This is a genomic window from Cardinium endosymbiont of Dermatophagoides farinae (assembly GCF_007559345.1).
Lineage (GTDB): Bacteria > Bacteroidota > Bacteroidia > Cytophagales > Amoebophilaceae > Cardinium.
Window position 1 is genome coordinate 1,181,329 of sequence record NZ_VMBH01000001.1, and the last position, 20,054, is coordinate 1,201,382.

General features: G+C 37.9%; 15 protein-coding genes and 2 pseudogenes. 6 read left to right on the forward strand and 11 right to left on the reverse strand.

Annotated elements, in window-relative coordinates; genetic code table 11:
- Positions 1-24: 24 nt before the first annotated feature.
- Entirely contained in the window at positions 25-933 is a 909-nt protein-coding gene (gene uppS / locus FPG78_RS05525) for a polyprenyl diphosphate synthase (RefSeq protein ID WP_223262067.1), read from the reverse strand.
- A gap of 236 nt (positions 934-1,169) precedes the next feature.
- Positions 1,170-1,802 carry a dTMP kinase gene (gene tmk / locus FPG78_RS05530; RefSeq protein ID WP_144086985.1) on the reverse strand — a complete coding sequence of 211 codons (633 nt, stop codon included), beginning with the start codon at positions 1,800-1,802 and terminating at the stop codon, positions 1,170-1,172.
- Positions 1,803-1,945: 143 nt separating this feature from the next.
- On the opposite strand from tmk, the gene FPG78_RS05535 reads away from it, so the two are divergent.
- The gene (locus tag FPG78_RS05535; RefSeq protein WP_144086986.1) at positions 1,946-2,815 is read left to right on the forward strand and encodes a metal ABC transporter permease; all 870 of its coding nucleotides are present in this window, start codon (positions 1,946-1,948) and stop codon (positions 2,813-2,815) included.
- Between the two features lie 11 nt (positions 2,816-2,826).
- Positions 2,827-3,306, forward strand: a complete 480-nt coding sequence (locus FPG78_RS05540) for a type I restriction enzyme HsdR N-terminal domain-containing protein (protein ID WP_144086987.1) — start codon at positions 2,827-2,829, stop codon at positions 3,304-3,306.
- A gap of 38 nt (positions 3,307-3,344) precedes the next feature.
- On the opposite strand, the gene FPG78_RS05545 is transcribed toward FPG78_RS05540, so the two are convergent.
- From FPG78_RS05545 to ndk, 7 genes and pseudogenes are all read right to left on the reverse strand, one after another.
- Entirely contained in the window at positions 3,345-3,539 is a 195-nt protein-coding gene (locus tag FPG78_RS05545; RefSeq protein ID WP_144086988.1) for a hypothetical protein, read from the reverse strand.
- A gap of 611 nt (positions 3,540-4,150) precedes the next feature.
- On the reverse strand, positions 4,151-5,965 hold the full coding sequence (gene htpG, locus FPG78_RS05550) for a molecular chaperone HtpG (RefSeq protein ID WP_144086989.1): 1,815 nt from the start codon (positions 5,963-5,965) through the stop codon (positions 4,151-4,153).
- 295 nt (positions 5,966-6,260) lie between these two features.
- Positions 6,261-7,028 (reverse strand): DUF5683 domain-containing protein, encoded by a 768-nt coding sequence (locus FPG78_RS05555; RefSeq protein ID WP_144086990.1) that lies wholly within the window; start codon positions 7,026-7,028, stop codon positions 6,261-6,263.
- 3 nt (positions 7,029-7,031) lie between these two features.
- A complete protein-coding gene (locus FPG78_RS05560; protein ID WP_144086991.1) occupies positions 7,032-7,922 on the reverse strand; it encodes a ParB/RepB/Spo0J family partition protein in 891 nt (296 codons plus the stop codon).
- An 11-nt stretch (positions 7,923-7,933) separates the two neighbouring features.
- Positions 7,934-8,707 (reverse strand): ParA family protein, encoded by a 774-nt coding sequence (locus FPG78_RS05565; protein WP_144086992.1) that lies wholly within the window; start codon positions 8,705-8,707, stop codon positions 7,934-7,936.
- An 830-nt stretch (positions 8,708-9,537) separates the two neighbouring features.
- A pseudogene (gene mnmG / locus FPG78_RS05570) lies at positions 9,538-11,420 on the reverse strand (tRNA uridine-5-carboxymethylaminomethyl(34) synthesis enzyme MnmG).
- Positions 11,421-11,779: 359 nt separating this feature from the next.
- Positions 11,780-12,220 (reverse strand): nucleoside-diphosphate kinase, encoded by a 441-nt coding sequence (gene ndk / locus FPG78_RS05575; RefSeq protein WP_144086993.1) that lies wholly within the window; start codon positions 12,218-12,220, stop codon positions 11,780-11,782.
- A gap of 582 nt (positions 12,221-12,802) precedes the next feature.
- On the opposite strand from ndk, the gene lipB reads away from it, so the two are divergent.
- The 4 genes from lipB to FPG78_RS05595 all read left to right on the forward strand — a co-directional run bounded on the left by lipB (position 12,803) and on the right by FPG78_RS05595 (position 16,570).
- Positions 12,803-13,516 (forward strand): lipoyl(octanoyl) transferase LipB, encoded by a 714-nt coding sequence (gene lipB / locus FPG78_RS05580; protein ID WP_186292490.1) that lies wholly within the window; start codon positions 12,803-12,805, stop codon positions 13,514-13,516.
- Positions 13,517-13,694: 178 nt separating this feature from the next.
- Positions 13,695-14,072, forward strand: a complete 378-nt coding sequence (locus FPG78_RS05585) for a helix-turn-helix domain-containing protein (RefSeq protein WP_144086995.1) — start codon at positions 13,695-13,697, stop codon at positions 14,070-14,072.
- Positions 14,073-14,081: 9 nt separating this feature from the next.
- Positions 14,082-14,864: a 16S rRNA (adenine(1518)-N(6)/adenine(1519)-N(6))-dimethyltransferase RsmA gene (rsmA, locus tag FPG78_RS05590; protein WP_144086996.1), complete on the forward strand. Its 783-nt coding sequence runs from the start codon at positions 14,082-14,084 to the stop codon at positions 14,862-14,864.
- A gap of 206 nt (positions 14,865-15,070) precedes the next feature.
- Complete coding sequence (locus FPG78_RS05595) at positions 15,071-16,570, forward strand: sodium:solute symporter family protein (protein ID WP_144086997.1); 1,500 nt, start codon at positions 15,071-15,073, stop codon at positions 16,568-16,570.
- Between the two features lie 174 nt (positions 16,571-16,744).
- Here FPG78_RS05595 and FPG78_RS05600 read toward each other — a convergent pair whose 3' ends face one another.
- Together FPG78_RS05600 and fabV are read right to left on the reverse strand one after the other, a co-directional pair.
- Entirely contained in the window at positions 16,745-18,571 is a 1,827-nt protein-coding gene (locus FPG78_RS05600; protein ID WP_144086998.1) for an AAA family ATPase, read from the reverse strand.
- Positions 18,572-18,848: 277 nt separating this feature from the next.
- Positions 18,849-20,047, reverse strand: a pseudogene (gene fabV / locus FPG78_RS05605) (enoyl-ACP reductase FabV).
- Between the last annotated feature and the right edge of the window lie 7 nt (positions 20,048-20,054).

Consider the following 20,054-nt stretch of genomic DNA (forward strand, 5'->3'; position numbering starts at 1 on the left):
TTTTTTGTAATTTGCTGGGTTGTTTTATGCAATGGCACCAAAATTCCGCTGTTGCTTTTGAAAGAAGATTAAGGCGTCTATAAGATGTTCTTTTTTGAAATCCGGCCAATATAAGTCTGTAAAATACAGTTCTGAATAAGCAGACTGCCAGGGTAAAAAATTGCTTATCCGTTTTTTTCCACCTGTACGTATGAGCAGGTCAATATCAGGTAATTCTCTTGTATTTAAACACGCTTGATAGATGGCTGGTGTAATCTTGACCTGATAATCATGAGCAAATTTTATAAAATCTTCAAAACGCGAATTTTTACTAAACCCTTGATTTAAAAAATCATTAACCATTTTAATGACAAGCTTCTTCGCAAGAGTCTCGGAGGCAGTTACTGATTCTGCTTTCCCTCCATAGTTAATGGCAACTGTTAAGTGTAACGCAGTGTTATGTCTTGTAAGCGCTATTACCTCTTCTAATTTATCCCAGCAAAAATTAGGTATCCCTGCTTTGTCCCCTACCACATCGAATCTAATGTTATGTTCAGTAAAAAGGTTGATATTCTCAGCAATGCTTTCAGCAATCACGTTAAAAATAGTTTTTATTTCTTGCTCGGGTCGATTCCAATTTTCAGTGGAAAAAGCATAGAGGGTTAAATGCGAAATCCCTTGCTCTAAACAGCCAGTTATTGCCTCATTTACAGCTTTTTTTGCATTTTTATGCCCATAAGATCGATCTCCTTTTTCTTTTTTTCCCCATCTGCCGTTGCCATCCATAATAATGGCAATATGCTTTGGTTTTTTTTGTAGGCTAGGCAATTTGTTTATTTCATTTGAAGAAGAAGTATATCCAGGAAGTAGTATAAATGGCAGCATGCAAATTAGAAAGACCTTGCTGGATACAATTGCTGCAATAAAGGAACTTGTTTTTTTTTTGTCTGCCATCACAGGAAACAGGTTACGCATCTGGTACAAGGATCTTTTTTTATCTTAAAAATAACATTACCCAACACAGCTAGAAAAAAAGTATAGAGGCAGGACCCCACTAGTGGTGAGTCAAATTTAAGAAAAAATGTAATAAGAATCTAGAAGCGGTTGGATATATAATTCCCTATATAGTTTTCCATAGCTATTGAATAGGTATAAAGGAGCGTGATTTAGGTTTAGGTTTCGAAAGAGGTCTAAATATGTGCTATAATATCTTTGATTAATTCAGCAACATCACCATCCTGTTGCTTATGCTCAAGATAAGGACATATTTTCAGTTGAAACGCTTGTTGGTAAGCCTGTTGAATGGCTTCAAAGCGTTTTTGGGTCATTTGATCAAAAGTATCCTGCTGACTTTCGCTTCTGTTCTGGTTGCGCAATTGGAAGGTTTGAAAGTCCACATCACAATATATACATAGATCTGGCATCAGACCAGAAAAAATACGATGTGTAGTTAAAAAAGGCGCCCAATAATGGGGTTGATGCGTTAGTTGATAGGCTATAGTAGAAAAAATAAACCGATCAAAGATGATCACATCCATGCCATCTACTAATGCTTCTTTATGGATCAGTTCATGCCGTGCTGCTAAAAAGAGAAAAAATTCTGTAATAGGGCTAGCATTTTCTTTTTTAATGGTTAAAATTGTTTTCCAAATCTCTGCTGAATTTTTGCTTCCTTTAGGATCATGTAGCAACTTTACACGGTAAGATTGCTCTATTAAGCTGGATTGAATTTGGTGGGCTAAGGTTGTTTTCCCAGAAAAGTCTACGCCTTCAATAACTAGAATAAATGGGTCACGTTGTTTAGGGTTTATTATATTTTCCATATGTTGGTTTGTGATTCAATTTTCGAAAGAAGTCTATCCCTACCACCTAAAAATACAAATAAATCCACTGTCAATTAAAAACTTAAGTTCTCCTTAAAATTGGGTATATTGCAGTCCAACCATTCAGTTATCAAGTAGTACGAATGATGCGCGCTATTCAAGATTTTTTTTCCTTCTCTGATCCGAATGTCCGAAATGTGCTATTGGGAACCATTTTACTGAGTACTAGTAGTGCTATGATTGGCGCACTGGCTCTTTTAAAAAGAAAAACCTTAATCAGTGATGCTATTGCCCATGCAGTGCTGCCTGGTACCTGTTTGGCTTTTTTTCTAACTGGAGAAAAGAATTCTATTTGGCTGATTATAGGTGCTTTTATCACAGGTTGGTTGGCTTCTATAGCCATTGATCAAATCACAGCCCATTCAAAAATAAAGCAAGATGCGGCCATTGCTATTGTTGCTTCCGTAGCTTTTGGCTTTGGTAGCTTTTTATTATCTATACTGCAACATAGTGGTCAAGCGAATCAAGGAGGATTAAAGTCTTTTTTATTAGGCAGCGCTGCTACGCTACTACGAGAGGATGTGGTGGTATTGTTGTGGTTGAGCTGCATCATCATTTTGGTTTTATGCTTGTTTTTTAAAGAGTTTATGGTCATTGCCTTTGATCGTCTTTTTGCCAAATCTATAGGCCTTCCTGTTAAAAAGATGGATTTTTTGTTTACCAGTTTAATGGTGCTTGCCATTGTAATTGGCATTAGGGCGGTAGGTGTAGTATTGATGAGTGCGATGCTCATTACGCCAGCTACTACTGCACGATTCTGGACAGCTAATATTTCCTATATTATGTTGTTAGCTATATTGATTGCTTTGTTTGCTTCCTTATCAGGAACCTATATTTCCTATATCATTCCTTCTATGCCTACTGGGCCTTGGATTGTACTCATTATGTCGCTTATCGCCTATTTGTCTTTTCTTGTTTTTTGGTATGGTCGAATCTTTAAAAGAAATAGATAAATAGATTGCATATGATGCCACTTGCATTACCCTCTTTTGATTATAAGACAAAACAAACATTAGATAAAACCTATATTTTAGATCTGGTGCGTAAAAAATATGTCTTACTCACCCCAGAAGAATGGGTGCGCCAACATATGTTGCATTACTTGATTCATTACCTCTCCTATCCCAAGGGATTGTGCCGCTTGGAGAAAAGAATATATGGAGCTGCTCGGTATTATAGACCTGATATTATACTCTGTGATAAATTCGGGGTTGCCAAGATGGTGGTAGAATGTAAAGCGCCCCATATCCCATTGACCAATGAAACCTTAGGGCAAATGATGCAATACAATCGGCAGCTTGCTGTAGATTATTTAGTAGTCACCAATGGAATCAACCATTTTTGTTGGGAGTGGGAAAAAAGTTCAGGTCAGTTTCAGGCAATAAACCATATTCCAACCTATCAAGCATGCGTTAGTCTCTATTCAAGCAATGGCGTCAATTAAGGTGTGAAGTTTCATGACTTTCGGGTCGCACTTATGAATCACATATGCTCCTTTTGATTTTTAGTTTTCAACAAATCAATGGCTTTTAACGCCTCCTGAAGCTTTTGATCTAGTTCTTTCTCACCATATAAACCATAGCATCCTGCACGAAGGCTTTTTTTAAGAATCTTTGGATTTGGTTGGTAATAAGCTAAATCGGTTGATAAATCACATAACATGTCAAATAAAGCCACTTGTGCTTCATCTGTTTTATCTAGTTCATAGTTGATATCAAGATCTTCAAAAGCACATGCTTTTGAAGATCTTTTCAGGTTCAGAAGTCTCTAAAAGCTCTATAATTTTTTCTTTTACTTCTTGAAGTGTGATATCCATATTTATCTAAATTTTTTATAAAAAATGAAACGTTTAGGTACTTGAATACACTTTATATTGAATCTAACAGAAAAAATGTGCCACCTGAAAAATTTATCACAATAAGTCGATTTTAGACTTACTTATCAAGTATAAAAATAGAGAGGCCGTTACAATATATTAAAAGGAGACTACATGGGCAAAAAAAACAAGCCGAGTATCGCGCTGCTACAACCACTTTGCCCTTGCTTCCTTCCAGACCTGGGGGATTAAGTAGGAGCTAGCCGTACCGGCTTGCCATAGTAAATTTAGCACTTTTTTTTGAAATTCAAAAAAACAATAGACCTTCTTCAAAACCTATTTGTGATCAGCAATTTTTAGGAGAAGTGAAGTCGAGCACCGCAGCATACTAAATGTATTTGAGGAGCATAAAAAAGCGCCAAAATAGCTATTTAGCAATAGGTTTTGCAGAAGGTCTAACCTGCCTGCTAGATCAAGATGCATCTAGTAAGTTATCTGTATAACGTTGTATAAACCCAGCCAATAGCTCTCCTTCTAGCAGACCTTGTGCCAGTAAGGCCAACTGATAGGCCTGTTCTACTAATCTTTTTTGTACCGCTTCATCAGGAATAGTTAGAATCTTTTTAGCCAAAAGATGGTTTCCGTTAATGGCTATATCCATAGCGCGAAAAGTGTGTTGCTTGGCCTCATTTCCTTGTGTAAACTGTGCCATACGCTTCAAATGCTCTGAAGTTATAAAGGATACAGGTAGCTCCTCTGGTAGCATAGCGGCTACATTCCAAGTAGTTTGCTCCGTGCCAATCGTTTTTTCGTAAATAGATTGTAACCTTGCTCTTTCCTCTTCTGTCAAGCTATGTGCGATGGCTTCTTCTTTTTCAATAAGCTTACCAATCGTGTCGGTGTCAATGCCTTTGAACTTAACCTTATCCAATTTGTATTCAAGGAAATTGATAAAATTCGTATCAATCTGACTGTTTAGCATCAGTACATCATAGCCTTTTTGTTGGGCTGTTTGTAAGTAGGCAGCCTGTTTTTTAGGGTCTGTTGTATAAAGCACAACTACGTTTCCATGTTTATCAGTTTGATTTTCAGTTATTATATCTTTATATTCAGTTATGGTATAGTAGCGGTCAGTTGTGTTTTGTAAAAGGACTATGTCTCTTATCTTTTCATCAAACTTAGGATCGGTTATCATACCATATTTGATGAAAAGGGAGATATCATTCCATTTGGCTTCGTACGCTTTACGATCTTGCTGGAAAAGTGTTTCTAGCTTTTCTGCCACCTTTTTGGCAATGTAGGTATTAATTTTTTTAACATTACTGTCTGCCTGTAAAGCGCTTCTGGATACATTGAGTGGTATATCAGGTGAGTCGATAATACCATGTAACAGGCGTAAAAAGTCTGGAATAACTTCTTTTACATCATTGGTAATAAACACTTGCCTTGCATAAAGCTGAATGGTTTCTTTTTGCTCAAAGTAGTTGGCTGCTTTAGGAAAGTAGAGTATACCGGTTAAGGTAAATGGGTAATCAATACTTAAATGAATCCAGAAAAGCGGCTCTCCTGCAAAAGGATAGAGCTCTTTATAAAATGTAAGATAGTCTTCAGGTTGTAAGTCTGTCGGGCGTTTGATCCATAGCGGTGTGGTATTATTGATTACCTTTTTATCGAATACAATTTCTACTGGTAAAAAACGACAATGCTTATCTAAAATAGCGTGAATGCGCTCTGGTTTCAAGAATTCTTCAGCATCCTCTGCAAGGTGTAGGATAACCGTTGTGCCTACTTCACTTTTTTCAGTAGGCTGTATTTCGAAATTCGTACTGCCATCACAGCTCCAATGGGTTGCTTGGGAATCTTTTTGATACGATTTTGTAATAATTTCAACCTTTTTAGCTACCATAAAGGCTGAGTAAAAGCCCAACCCAAAAAAGCCGATGAGTTGATGTTGATCTACTTGTTCTTTATATTTTTCTACAAATGCAGCTGCACCAGAAAAAGCAATTTGATTGATATATTGTTTGATTTCATCAGCGGTCATACCCAACCCATCATCTTTAATCGTCAGTGTTTTGGCTGATGTATCAAGCAGTACCTCTACCTGTAACTTATCTGTAGCTCCATCATAGAGGCCCATAGCAGCTAGCTTTTTAAGCTTTTGAACCGCATCTACACCGTTGGCTACTAGTTCTCTTAAGAAGATGTCCTGATCGGAATAAAGAAATTTTTTAATAATCGGAAAGATATGTTCGGTATGTACCGATATGGTTCCTTTTTCGTTCATCGTTAATAGTAATTTTAGGTTAAATCTATCTATCTCCTCCCCATTTTTTGTTTTTTAAAGTCTATTGCTGTACACTATAGGTATGGAATTTTGTTGATATTTTTCCCCATATGTTGTTATATTTATCATTCATGATGATTATAAAACAAAAATCATGCCAATATATCTAAAAAAAATTATGACAGTTTGTCGCATTGGTATGCATCAAGCGCAAGTTTCTATGCAAGCATTAGGCGCGCATATCCGAATGCACCAAAGGCGAAAAGTCTTTAAATGGCACCATTTGAAAGAAGGTTTAGCGTATGGGCGCAGCAGCAGCTGGCTGCAGCAAAGCAGTGGGCTTTGAAGTTGATTTTGTTTGAATGTCATCTTTAAAGTTAACTATTTTATCATGTGCGCCTGCATAAGCATCAAGTATATTCAATAAGTACCAAGCGCTTGCAATGATGATAAATAGGTTACGTGTACGTTTACACTCATCGATACGTTTTTTAGTGAAGTCAGGGATTACTTTATTATCATAAGATGTAAGTGTGCTTTGTGCAAGCGCATTTCGTTGATGTTCGTTCATGTCGTTGTGTTCTGTATAGATTTTATAGCCAAGAAAGGCAAACCCCAAATAGAGGCAAGGGACTTTCCAATAATCTTTATTATACACTTGCCCCAAGCCGGGAACGACCATGGAACTAATCCAGAAGCGTTGTATCATGGCCTGTGTACGCATCGTTTTACGAAATAATGCTACTTGGTCTACCATATTAGAGGATGGATTATTAGACTTTTTTTCAGCCTCGATTGCTAAATGGCAATTTTGTGGTCTATGCTGCTCCAATAGAGCTGAGTATGTTGCCATCCTCGGCTGTACTTCTTCTAAAAGTTGCTGATTATACATAGCATTCGCAATAGGTCTATGGTATCTATATTGTACAATATCTAGCAACCTGGGAGCGCTATTGGTAAAATTTTGTAAAATTAGCTGATTGGGCAGTGTAGCGGCCTGGCTAAGGTAGGAAAAAGGCAACAACCCTATCACCATTAAAAAGAAATTATAGCGCACTTTCATATCTTATTTTGTATTCGAAATAATAGAGATAATTCTTCCTAGTTCTTCTTCAGAATCAAATAGAATCTTAATTTCTCCTTGCTTTTGTGCATCTGCTTTTATAATTACTTTTGTATTAAATTGCCTGGTTAGTTGCGTAGTTGTATTTTTTAGTTTTGCTTTAAAAGAAAGGTTCAGTTGTGGTTTAACCGCTTCCTTTTTTAAATGGTTGGCCCCAGATAGGTCTTGCACTAGTTTTTCTACTTCTCGTACAGAGAGGGCATCTTCTAGAATCTTTTTTAGTAAGCTCAGCTGCATTTCTGGGGTCTGCAGATTAATCAGGGCCCTTGCATGACCCATAGAAATTTTTTGGTCTCGCAGTGCAATTTGAATATCAGGAGGCAATTTAAGCAACCGAAGGTAGTTGTTAACAGTGGTTCTATCTTTTCCGATTCGTTCTGCTAATGCTTCCTGCGTTAGTTTACAGTCTGTTAACAAACGTTGGTAGCTCAGCGCAATTTCAATCGCATTTAATGACTCCCGTTGGATGTTTTCAATAAGTGCGACCTCTAGCATATGCAGATCATCGGTAGTACGTATATAAGTTGGCACCTCCTCTAAGCCTGCTAATTTAGCAGCACGCAATCGCCGTTCTCCAGCTATTAACTGGTAGGTATGATGGCCTACTTTTCGTACAGTAAGCGGCTGTATAATTCCATGTAATTTTATCGACTCGCTTAATTCATTTAGCGTTTCTTGGTTAAAGTCTTGCCGGGGCTGGAAAGGATTGATCGCAATCGATGCGATATTAATCATTTTAAAAAAACGATCCGTAGCATCAGCAGATCCTTCTGGCCCCTGTAACAGGGCACTTAACCCTCTGCCTAGGACGCGATTCCCTTTTGTAGGTTGCATAATTTAATATTTTACACTGTTCTACTATCGTTACTAGTAATTTCTTCAGCAAGGCTAAGGTAACTAATTGCACCTTTACTATCCGAATCATAAATAATGGCTGGCATGCCAAAACTTGGCGCTTCACTTAACTTAATATTTCTTGGAATAATGGTTTTAAAGACCATGCTTTGAAAATGCTTCTTGACCTCTGCTACAATCTGGTTGGCCAGACGGAGTCTTGCATCATACATCGTCATCAATATACCCTCTATTTCCAGATTAGGATTTAGCCGAGATTGGATAATTTTAGTTGTATTTAATAGTTTCCCTAGCCCTTCTAATGCAAAGTATTCGCACTGAACCGGTATAATCAAAGAATCTGCAGCCGTAAGCGCATTGATGGTAATCAAACCTAAGGAGGGCGCACAATCCACTATAATGTAGTCGTAAGTTGGCGTTACCGGTTTTAGGGCATCTCTGATGCGGCCTTCCCTATTCTTAAAGTTGACCATTTCCACTTCTGCACCAACTAAGTTGATATGTGAAGGCAAAAGATCTAGATTGGGTATACTAGTTGGTTGAATCAATAGTTTAGGATCTACAGCCTCCACAATACATTCGTAGATGCTGTGCTCCACCTCCTCTGGCTTAATACCCACTCCAGAAGTTGCATTTGCCTGTGGATCAATATCAATAAGTAGGGTTTTCTTTTCTAATATAGCAAGACTTGCTGCCAGGTTGATAGCAGTAGTAGTTTTGCCAACACCGCCTTTCTGATTTACAATCGCTACGATTTTTCCCATAAATACTGCGATTTGCTCGCATAAATTTTACAAATGATCAGATTAAATCCCTGTTTTTCTATTTCCGCTTATATTATAAAGGAAAATTAGCAACTAAAAAAAATAAAAATCAAGTAAAAAATAAAGCTAATACCACCAAAACATTTAAAAAATAATAGACATTAAATCATAAACGAATCTCATTACCTGATGATTATCACACTATGTGCTGTGCTAATCCTCCAATCTATGAAAAAATAAAAATATATCAAAAAGGTATGTCCTTATAGCGGATTTCTCTGCTGGTTTTTGCCTTTTATAGGTATGTCTGTTTCTTTTTTTTGCAATAGCATTTCTATGGAAGTACTTCCTAAGGGTCCCTTTACAGATGAAAAGAGCAAGTATCCATTTAGCCGTATGGTCACATCACCCCAAAATGATAAACAAAAGCGTCTCCTTTGCTAGTGGCCGCCGATAAAGGAATGCGGCACTCCAGAAAAGGGAAAATCTTCTAATAATTTGTTTTTCAGCGGATTAGAAAATCAGCATGTTTGAGCCCGCTTCGCGGGCGAGTTCTGATTTTCCCGCTGAAAAATAAATTATTTCATTATCTTTTCTGTGTGCCAAAGGACTTTATCGGCGGCCACAATGCCCCTCTAATATCGTTCCCATTCAGCTTTTTGACAAAACTATTTCAAAACGTATGACAAGCAGAAAGTAAGATACAAATCCATTTTATCAAGAAAAAAGTAGCACACAAATTCCATCTGTAAGCTGTACTTTCAGCAAATTTTTTCATTAGCGCTTGATTTTTTGTTACTTTTTGATCAAGCAAAAAGTAAAATAAACCCCTATCTTCCTAAATAAACCATTAAAACAGAAATATCGGCTGGGCGTACACCACTAATGCGTGAAGCTTGTCCTAATGTAGCAGGTTGTTGCTTTTGCAGCTTTTCTAATGCTTCTACAGAGAGTGCCTTTAGTTTTGTATAATCAAAATCATGTGGAATGGTATAATGCTCTAATCGTTCCATTTTCTCTACAAGTTCTTTTTCTTTTAGAAAATAACTTTCATATTTAATTTGGATGCTTACCTGTTGTAATACTTCTTGATCGTAAGCAGATAGAGGACAAATAGGTCTCGAAAGCAGCCTTTCTTGCTGTTTTTCTAGTAGAAGCAAGCTATTAACATCAACTTCTGGTCTTTTTAAGAGCGTGTAAGCAGCTTGTGCTTCCTCTATTAAGGCTGTACCTGCTGCCGCTAAGGTTGGGTTAATCATTTCTGGTTGGATCTTCCATTTTTTTAAAAAATCAAAGATAATAGCGATCGCTGCTTTCTTTTTATATACTTTTTGCAGCCGTTCCTCATCAGCCAATCCTAGTGCATGTCCCCATTCTGTTAAACGCAGGTCTGCATTATCTTGTCTTAGTATCATTCGAAATTCAGCCCGTGAAGTAAACATTCGATAGGGTTCTTCTGTTCCTTTCCCTACTAAATCATCTATTAAGACCCCGATATAGGCCTCAGATCTTTTGAATACCACTGGGCTCAGTTCATTAATCTTTCTATAGGCATTTATGCCTGCCATTAGACCCTGACAGGCAGCCTCTTCATAGCCAGTCGTTCCATTGATTTGTCCTGCAAAGTAAAGATTCTGAATCAATTGGGTTTCCAGTGTATAGTGCAGCTGTGTAGGAGGGAAATAGTCATATTCGATCGCATAACCAGGACAGATCATTTTTGCTTTTTCAAAACCAACTATAGCCCTTAGCATCTTTAATTGAATGGCTTCTGGCAATGAGGTAGATAGGCCATTTACATAGACTTGAATGGTATGCCAGCCTTCTGGTTCCACAAAAATTTGATGGCGTTCTTTGTCTGCAAATCTGTGTACTTTATCCTCTATAGAGGGACAATAACGCGGACCAGTGCTTTGAATTTGGCCATTATAGATGGGGATAGCTGCTAAATTCTCTTTAATAAGGTTGTGTACAGTTGGGTTGGTATAGGTAATATAACAGTTTTTTTGCGCTGTAAGTGGCGTTTTATTTAAAAAGGAAAAACTACCAGGTAGCGGATCACCTGGTTGTACCTCCATCTTTTCATAAGCTAATGTTCTGCCATCTATACGAGGAGAAGTTCCTGTTTTCATCCTTTCTGTTTGAAATCCCGCTTTTTGCAGCTGTTCCGTAATACCGGTGGCAGCCCTTTCTGCAGAACGACCCCAGCCATTTTTTTTGTGCCAATATGGATCATGCCATTTAAAAAGGTGCCATTGGTTAAGATAACTGCCCTGCTCTTTATCGTAATCCCTAGTGCAGTTTGTACACCTTGCACCCTCCCCTCTTTTATAAACAATGATACAACCATATCTTGCCAGAAGTCTAGATTGGGCAATGATTCAAGGGCGCTTCTCCAACATGCTGAGAATAGGTTTCGGTCATTTTGTGTCCGAGGACTCCACATTGCTGGCCCTTTTGAGGTATTTAACATTCTAAACTGAATGGCTGATTGGTCTGCTATGATGCCAGAAAAACCCCCTAATGCATCTATTTCTCGAATAAGTTGTCCTTTTGCGATGCCTCCCATGGCCGGATTACAGGACATTTGGCCAACCGTCTGTAAGCTCATGGTAATCAGTAAAACCTTGGCGCCTAGTTTAGAAGCAGCTGTAGCAGCTTCACAGCCCGCATGGCCACCACCTACTACAATAATATCATATTCAAGTAACATAAGATTGAAAATATGTTTCACGTGAAACACCCCACTTATCATTAGATATAAAAAGCAGGCCTGTAGACCTTTTGCAAAACCTATTTGTGATCAGCAGTTTTTAGGAGAAGCGTAGTCGAGCACCGCAGCATACTAAATGTATTTGAGGAGCATAGACAAACTTCGACACCAAAATTGCCATTTAACAATAGGTTTTGCAGAAGGTCTAGCTATTGAGCTAAAGACCTTCTGCAGCTAGGTGGCATATACCACTCCATAAATAATATAAAAATGAAATATCCAAAAAGGAAGGGCTTGTATCACAATTGGTTGGTTTCAGCTATCCAGCCAGATGGTGCTATTGCTTATACATAGCAACCCTATACAATAGTCCTTCTTTGTATAAGCAGCTCACGGCCAGGAAAGAAAAAGGCAATTTCTGATGCAGCTGTTTCGTCTGAATCTGAGCCATGAATAGCATTATAGTCGATGGAAGTAGCAAATGCCTTTCTAATGGTACCCTCAGCAGCTTCTGCTGGGTTAGTGGCGCCCATTAGCTTCCGTAGATCGGCTACTGCATCTGCTTTTTCCAACACCATAGCCGCTACAGGTCCGGAGGCTATAAAGCTACATAAATCTTTATAGAAAGGGCGTGCTGCATGGACTGCATAAAAATGTTCCGCAGCAGTTTGGGTTAACTGAAGCATAGAGATTGCATCTATCGTAAAACCTGCTTTTTCAATCATAGCAAGAATAGCACCAATATGATTGGCACCAACTGCATCAGGTTTAATCATTGAAAATGTGTATCTTCCTTGCATTTTGTATGTTTAATTAAGTGTGGTCCTATGGGCAGATTATACCTGCCCAATTATAACTGGAGAAAGTTGTATGGTCTCTAATTGATTCATTAGACTTTCCTTGCATAAGCCAAGTTTCTAAAGAACGGTATGGTTGCTTCTGAGTATGATACCATGGGACAAATATAATACTTTTTAGGCCTTAGCCAAGCATTGAATAGATGGTATGGTTGGGTTATATATGGTGGTTTGGCCTGCCTTGTGGGCTTTGGACGACATGCTGTATTTGCCTAATTGAACTTCTTTACAAGAGCCAAGTTATTTCGTAGCAGTACCACTGATATTTTCCTTCCGTACAAAAGAAAAAGTAAACATAATGATAAAGCTTAAAAATGATTAAAGAAACTTTGAGCTCAAGCTAAAATTAGATACAATTTCAGATTTTTTTAAGCATGCAAATGCACTAGTTTTTCAGGCGCAATAGGGAGTGCTGTTAAACTAGATCAAAATCGTCGGTGTAAATCGACTAAATACCGAAAAATAAGTTATATTTCAGACAATTTTGAATGAGTCAGTCCAAAATTGTCTTGAATATAGCATCTAATGCAAGTGGTACAAAATACAAAAATAGCTGTAAAACAGTTGGGTTTAATAGATTACCAAGAAGCATTGGCAGCTCAGGAGGCTTGCTATGCAACCATTGTGGATCAAAAATCTGGGCGTTTTACCGTTGGGTCAGCTACGGAACCGCCACCTGCTGGTTATTTGCTTTTTTGTCAGCATCCTCCTGTATATACCTTGGGGCGAAGGGGATCTATCGACGATTTGTTAGTAGACGCAGCTGCCTTACAAGCGCAGTCGATTGCCTTATATCATGTCAATAGGGGTGGAGCGATTACCTATCATGGGCCAGGCCAGTTGGTGGTCTATCCTATTATTGATTTGGAAATTTTTTGTAGGGATATACATCGTTACCTTCGACTGCTCGAAGCGGCTGTTATAGAAACATTGGCCTATTTCAATATTGCATCAACCCGTTTTCCTGGGTTAACCGGTGTATGGTTGAAAGCAGATAAAGCTACCAAGCAGCTCGATCGGAAAATTTGTGCCATTGGCATTAGGGTAAGCAGATGGGTGACCATGCATGGATTGGCCCTGAATGTAAATAATGATTTAACCCCTTTTTGGCAAATTATACCTTGTGGTCTGCCTAAAGCGGTAACATCTATGCAACAAGAATTAAGTAAACCTGTTGCTGTAGTTACGGTATCAGATGTTTTAGAACAAATTATTATAGGAAAGTTAAGTTATGTGTAATTTTTGTATAGGTTTTTGTTTAAAATAGAGTGACAAATATTTATATTGCCTTTGTGGTTCCATTTGCAGTTGCAAAGCACATTTTTATTAAACGTTAAGAAATTTATATGTCAAAAATCATAGGAAGGAGCTTGATAAACATGTTCTTTTCCTACTTAATTTAATTTGTTAATATTAGATGCAACATAGAGGAGCAATTGTTGAATATGTAGCGAGAACAAGCGGTCTTTCTTTTTCAATATTAGCTGCAAGAGTAGGTATAAGTAGAAATACGCTTTATAACAGGTTTAAAGAAAAGAATCTGAGCTTTGACTTTATATTAGCCTTAGGAAGGATATTACACTATAATTTTTCTGCACACTTTCCTGAGATGACGCCAGATGCAGCACTTCCGGATGACCTCCGGCCAGAGCTTTTTGAATTTGAGAGGAAATATAACAACCTATTGGAAAGATATAATTGGTTATTGCGGTTTTTGCTCAAAAAATCGCAAGATGCGAACCAGCATGTTTTGCATGAACAGGTTAAGGCATTAATCAATGCTTCTTCTTTTTAACGGTTACCCATGCTACCTTCTATAAAGATTAAAAAATCATTGGGGCAGCATTTTTTAAGAGACGATGCTGTGTCCAGTCAAATAGTTAATCTATTAACAGATGAAAGCCTTATAGGTACGGTAGTTGAAGTAGGACCTGGTAGGGGGAGCCTTACAGACTTATTGGTCTGTAAGGCTATTGCTAATTTATACCTTGTAGAGGTAGATAGGGAGCTTATACCTTATCTAAAAAAGAGATATCCTCAATTAAATGGTAGAATTATAGCGGCAGATTTTTTAGCTTTATCCCTAACAGAACAGTTTCAAGGTGCACGGTTGACTATTATTGGCAATTTTCCCTATAATATTTCTTCTCAAATTTTGTTTAAAATTTTAGATAACCGTTATGTGGTAAATGAAGTAGTAGGCATGGTTCAGAAGGAAGTAGCACAACGAATAGCTGCTAAACCAGGTAGTAAGGTGTATGGTATGCTTAGTCTGTTTTTACAAGCATTCTATACCATAGAATACCATTTTACAGTGCCTCTGCACCTCTTTCTGCCGCCTCCTAAGGTCGACTCTGCGGTTATTACCATGCATCGCAATGGTGTAGCAAAACTGCCATGTGATGAGCAACTATTTTTTCAAATAGTTAAAAGTGGTTTCCAGCAACGTCGGAAAAAGTTGCAAAATGCTTTGCGCGCTTTTAATATATCCAATATATCTTGTCCTGATTTGTTAAGTAAACGTGCAGAAGAACTAAGTGTAGCTGAATTTGTAACGCTGACCAATGCGTTGGGAGCTGGCCGTTAGTTTGGTTGAATCAATGACAAGCTTACAAGAAAAAAACACCCCATTGAAAAAATTCGCGATCAAAAAGTCTACTTTACAGCATAATTGCGTTTTATCTCCCAAATTTTACTTTCATGCTAACCATTTATTTCTATAAATATCAATCAATTATTTTTTTTTGCTAGATTGCGGATTTCAAATTCGTATTATCAACGCTTGATCTATCTATGATATTATATAATATCCCTCTTCTAATGGTATTGGCCTTTTTATTGTTGACCCTAATGGTAGGTCTCTATGTTAGCAAACAGGCAACTACGTTTCGACAATATGCTGTGGGTAATAAGCGGTTTCACACGACGAGCTTAGTGGTTACAATATTGGCTACAATCTTTGGAGGAGGTGCCCTGATGCGTGAAGTACCCAAGGTCTATGAATTTGGTATCCATCGCATAGCCTTTTTATTTACCATGCCAGTAACTTTTTGGATAATCAGTCTACTGGGGCTGCGTATGGGGCCATTTATGGCGCATCTTTCTATTGCAGAGACGATAGGTAGCGTATATGGTAGGTATCCAAGAGTGATTGCTGCGCTATTAGGTATCTGTTTTTCTATTGGTGTTGTGGCCATTCAGATCAATGTAATGTCCGCTGCTATTGGCATGTGTATAGGTTCGATTGACCCTCGTATCGTGACTGTACTGGCTACCTTAATCCTTATTGTCTATTCTATGTTTGGGGGTGTTCGTGCCATTACTATTACTGATATATTGCAATTTGCAACCTTTACTATTATTCTTCCCCTTGTCATTAAGTTTGTATTTGTAAAAACAGATCAGTCATTCTTAGAAATTATATTGTTTTTGCAAAAACAAGAAAAATTTCAGTTTAGTAGACTCTTCCATTTTGATAAAAAATTAATGAAACTTGTTTTTGATGATCTATGTATGATATTTATTCTAGCCCCCTCAGTGCTACAAAAGGTGTATATGGCTTCTGGTCCGATTCAAGTCTACAAGGTTTTTTTGCGTACAACGCTTTTTAGTGTTATTATAACGGCCTGTATCGTGTCAATTGGTCTGCTTGCTTTTGTAGGAGCTCCAATACTATCCGTAACAGAAATTTGGCCATATATTCTGGCTGATATATCACCTGCCTATACAGGATGTCTGGTCATTTGCTTATTAGGGATGACCATGTCCACAGCTGATTCCAGCTTACATGCTGCTGCCATTATGGTGAGCCATGATATGGTGGAAAGCATTCGGGGTGTAAAAACAGTCCCCTATATGCACCAGCTTCGACTGGCTAAATTAACTGTACTAGTTGCTGGTCTACTCGCTATGGTCGTAACGGTTTATTATCCTAACCTATTTGAGTTAAGCAGTTTTGTGTTTAGCTTTTTTATTTCTTTTTTTATAGGCGCAGTAACGCCTCTTTTTATTTTAGCTGTTTTTGGTTTTCGGGGTAGCACGTGTACAGCTTTAATCGGAATGGCTATGGCTATACTTGTTGATTTGGCTTTGGAAAATTTTATTAAACCTAAAGTAGGCGTAGGCTTCGAGTTTTTTCCAGCAGTAGCCAATGGATTGGCTATGATGGCTGCGCATTATCTATTGCCCCAACCGGCTGATAAAGGGTGGATTGGGCGAAATGATCAACAGAAAAGAATGCAGCAGCTGATACGCGCGTTTAAAAAATATAAAAAAAGCATAGACTTGGAATAAAGCATCTTACATTCCGCACCACATTCAACTTTTTAGGCATTTATTATCCAGGAGGAATTTTTTGGATTATTTTCTTGGCTTCAGCCTAATGTAAGGTGAAAGAAGATGTCAAATGTGTAAGTAAATGCCTGTATACCTTATTAGGCATAGAACCAAGATGGTAAAAAAGATGTATTAGGCTTCTATACCTTTTGATGCTACTTCTTGAAAATAACCAACGGAATTAACCGCAAAGTTTTTACGTGGCATCACCTGAAAAGTATGTTGTTCATCGTATTGATGTACTTCAATAGCTGCTTCTGTAATATTAAGTCTTACAGGATCATATTTTAAGCCTACGCATACTTTTTTATAGCATGTGTTGAAGGTCATGCTGTAATCTTTATCGTAGATTTGCTGCAAAGCTTCTGAAACTGACTTGCCTACTTTTAACTCAAAAATGTAAGCAGTTTGGTGTAGTTTATCCTCTAGCGCAATATCCAAACGGCCTGACCCACTAGCTAGCTCAGCATTCACTTGCATGCCTTGCGTGGTATGAAAAACACCGTTTAAAAAGGAATATAAAGCACCCTGAAAACTCCTTTCTGTTTTATCTAGAAAATGGTAGCCTGCTTTAGCTAAGCAAGCTCCCTTAATAAGATTTAAAAAGCCACACCACTTTTCATTTCTTAATGCATCTAAAATAGAAGTGCTATATGCTATTCCTGTTTCTTGTTGTTTTTGAATTATAAACCTGGATAATGTTAACTTTAATGAGGATTGAACTTCCTGATTAGGAAACTTTAAATAGTAGTCCATTGGATTTTTATCTGCTCGTGTGTCTTCTTTAAATCCATTAGGATCTAGGGTAAGATAACCTGTTTGGTACATTAATGGGAATAAGGCTATTTCGGAAATAGCGCCTGCTAAGCTTTCAAAGTCTAGCTGATTGATCGAAAAGCTGGATTGATCCCAAGGGATCGTAAATCTATCGATATTGTTTTTTATTTGTTGTAGTAAGATAGCAGGATGACCAGAGTTGGACCAATAGTTACCAAATGATCTATCTCTAAAGAATTTTAATATAGAGTCTGGATTATACATCCGCTTAGTACTCTTATTTCGGCTAAAACAGTAGCCATTATAATAATCTTTTAATTCTTGCTTTAATTGTTCATCTGTATAGTTGTCTGATTTACCCCAGTTTTCCTGTAGACTGCTTATTACTTCATTAAGATATACCTGTTTATCGTTAAAAAATAGCTTTTCAATATCATCTTCCGTATATCCCAACATCTCTGCATAATCCTCATGCAATGATATATCATTGGCAGAGTTAGCACCTGATGTAAGTCCAGATAAATGAAATTTAGTTACGCCTGTTACAAAAATAAATTTACAGTCCTTCTGACGTGCTTTTAAAACTTTGAAAAACGAACTAAGAACAGAAAGTACCGCTTCATACTGCTCTTTTTCACAAGAGATTAATGGACTGTCGTATTCATCGATTAGAATAATGGGAGTAGGTTCGTAACCTTCTTGAAGCCTTCCTAGGATATTGATTAGTTCACCCAGTTTTGTGTTAAGTGAAGGCGCTTTTAGTTCATTGAAGCCATATTTATTTGCAACTTCTAAAAGCTTATATTGAAGTTCTTTTTCCAATAAGTCAGGCTCTTTAGAAACTAACTCTGAAAAATTCAACCAAATGACTGGATATTTTTTCCACTTATAGGTTTTATGCTTATAAATATTACAACCTTTAAATAATCTTTTATTTCCTTTAACTATTTGGTCTATGGTATCTAGTAGTAGAGATTTACCAAATCTGCGTGGTCTTATAAAGAAGTAGTACGTTCCCTCATCTTCGAATAGTTTAGAAATATAATCAGTTTTATCTGTATAAAAGCCAGCCTCTATCATCTGTTTGGCGCTAGATTTTCCAATAGGAATGCGTACACCTCTGGCAGCAATTTCTTGTTGATCCTCGTTCCTTAATCCTTTATCTCCTTTTTTAGAATCCATATTCTATTACTTTTTATTTAGAGGTATATAATCGTGCTACACACTACAAGGTAGATAGTTTTTATAGAATTTAATCGACTTGTTTTAGGCCTTGACACAGTTTATTGAACATTTCCTTTTTTTCTTGGGGTAGTGTTGCCACTAGGAACAATAGACCTTCTGCAAAACCTATTTGTGATCAGCAGTTTTTAGGAGAAGCGCAGTCGCCAGCATACTAAATGTATTTGAGGAGCATAGACCACAAAATTGCCATTTAGCAATAGGTTTTGCAGAAGGTCTAATTTAAAGAGGGTATGGGAACTTCTATAACCTGAGGTTGATTGTAATCCACCCCTTCTACTTCAAAACCAAATAATTTGTAGAATTCATGACGATAGCCTACAAAGTCAGTGATGGTAGCTACATTGTCATCATTCACCTTTGACCAAAGGTCAGCAACGGCTTGTTGTACATCCTCCCGCATCTCCCAATCATCTATACGAATCAGGCCTTCTGCATCTACCGGTATCTTGCCATCTTGTCTATACAAGCGGTCTGCATACAATCTGTAGATTTGTTCTATACATCCTTCGTGTAGCTTTTTTTCTTTCATGATCTTGTAGAGCAATGAAATATAAAGCGGCACTACTGGTATGGCTGCACTTGCTTGTGTCACCAAGGCTTTATTGACAGAAATAAAAGCTTTTCCATGGATAGCATGGAGCTGTTGTTGTAGTATTTTGCTGGCTGCTGCTAAATCTTTTTTTGCTGCTCCAATGGTTCCTTTTGAATAGATGGGATCGGTTAGTTTGGGCCCAATATAAGAGTAGGCTATTGTTTGGGCAGCCTCGGCCAGTAGCTTTTCCTTTAATAGTGCTTCTATCCACATGATCCAATCCTGGCCGCCCATAACTGCAACGGTAGCGGCTACTTCTTCAGGCGTTGCGGGCTCAATGCAAACGTCCGAGAGCTGACCACTGATGGTATTGATGGTTTTGTTGCTATAGGGCACTCCAATAGGTTGTAAAGTGGATTTAAAAGATAGCCCCGTTTGCGGATGGGTGCGACGTGGGGATGCTAAGCTATAGATAACCAAGTCTACTCCCCCCCCCCAATCCTGTTTTATGAGCGAAATGGTTGCTTGCTTTATCGCATCTGAAAAGGCATCGCCATTAATACTTTTAGCATAAAGCCCCGCTTGATGAGCGGCTTGCTCAAAAGCGGCTGTATGGTACCAACCAGGAGAAGCAGTTCGTTTACCGTCAGCTGCCCGCTCAAAAAAGAGACCTATCGTCTGGGCTTTTGCACCAAAAGCAGCTGCGATTCTACTGGCTAGGCCATAACCGGTAGATGCACCTATGATCAGTACTTTTTTAGGACCAGATGCAATCGGGGCTGGCTGGTTATAAATTTGATTTGCTCGTGCACATTTTGGGCACAGCCTACTGGATGCGCTGTGGTGCATAGGTATCCACGTACTTTTGGTTCTATTAGCATATGCATA

Excerpts from the sequence above, each read along its gene's own strand:
- FPG78_RS05600 (WP_144086998.1), bottom strand. The coding sequence starts at position 18,571 with ATGGATTCTAAAAAAGGAGATAAAGGATTAAGGAACGAGGATCAACAA.
- FPG78_RS05555 (WP_144086990.1), bottom strand. The coding sequence starts at position 7,028 with ATGAAAGTGCGCTATAATTTCTTTTTAATGGTGATAGGGTTGTTGCCT.
- tmk (WP_144086985.1), bottom strand. The coding sequence starts at position 1,802 with ATGGAAAATATAATAAACCCTAAACAACGTGACCCATTTATTCTAGTT.
- FPG78_RS05595 (WP_144086997.1), top strand. The coding sequence starts at position 15,071 with ATGATATTATATAATATCCCTCTTCTAATGGTATTGGCCTTTTTATTG.
- FPG78_RS05540 (WP_144086987.1), top strand. The coding sequence starts at position 2,827 with ATGATGCCACTTGCATTACCCTCTTTTGATTATAAGACAAAACAAACA.
- rsmA (WP_144086996.1), top strand. The coding sequence starts at position 14,082 with ATGCTACCTTCTATAAAGATTAAAAAATCATTGGGGCAGCATTTTTTA.
- htpG (WP_144086989.1), bottom strand. The coding sequence starts at position 5,965 with ATGAACGAAAAAGGAACCATATCGGTACATACCGAACATATCTTTCCG.
- FPG78_RS05565 (WP_144086992.1), bottom strand. The coding sequence starts at position 8,707 with ATGGGAAAAATCGTAGCGATTGTAAATCAGAAAGGCGGTGTTGGCAAA.
- ndk (WP_144086993.1), bottom strand. The coding sequence starts at position 12,220 with ATGCAAGGAAGATACACATTTTCAATGATTAAACCTGATGCAGTTGGT.
- FPG78_RS05560 (WP_144086991.1), bottom strand. The coding sequence starts at position 7,922 with ATGCAACCTACAAAAGGGAATCGCGTCCTAGGCAGAGGGTTAAGTGCC.
- lipB (WP_186292490.1), top strand. The coding sequence starts at position 12,803 with ATGCAAGTGGTACAAAATACAAAAATAGCTGTAAAACAGTTGGGTTTA.
- uppS (WP_223262067.1), bottom strand. The coding sequence starts at position 933 with ATGGCAGACAAAAAAAAAACAAGTTCCTTTATTGCAGCAATTGTATCC.
- FPG78_RS05535 (WP_144086986.1), top strand. The coding sequence starts at position 1,946 with ATGATGCGCGCTATTCAAGATTTTTTTTCCTTCTCTGATCCGAATGTC.
- FPG78_RS05585 (WP_144086995.1), top strand. The coding sequence starts at position 13,695 with ATGCAACATAGAGGAGCAATTGTTGAATATGTAGCGAGAACAAGCGGT.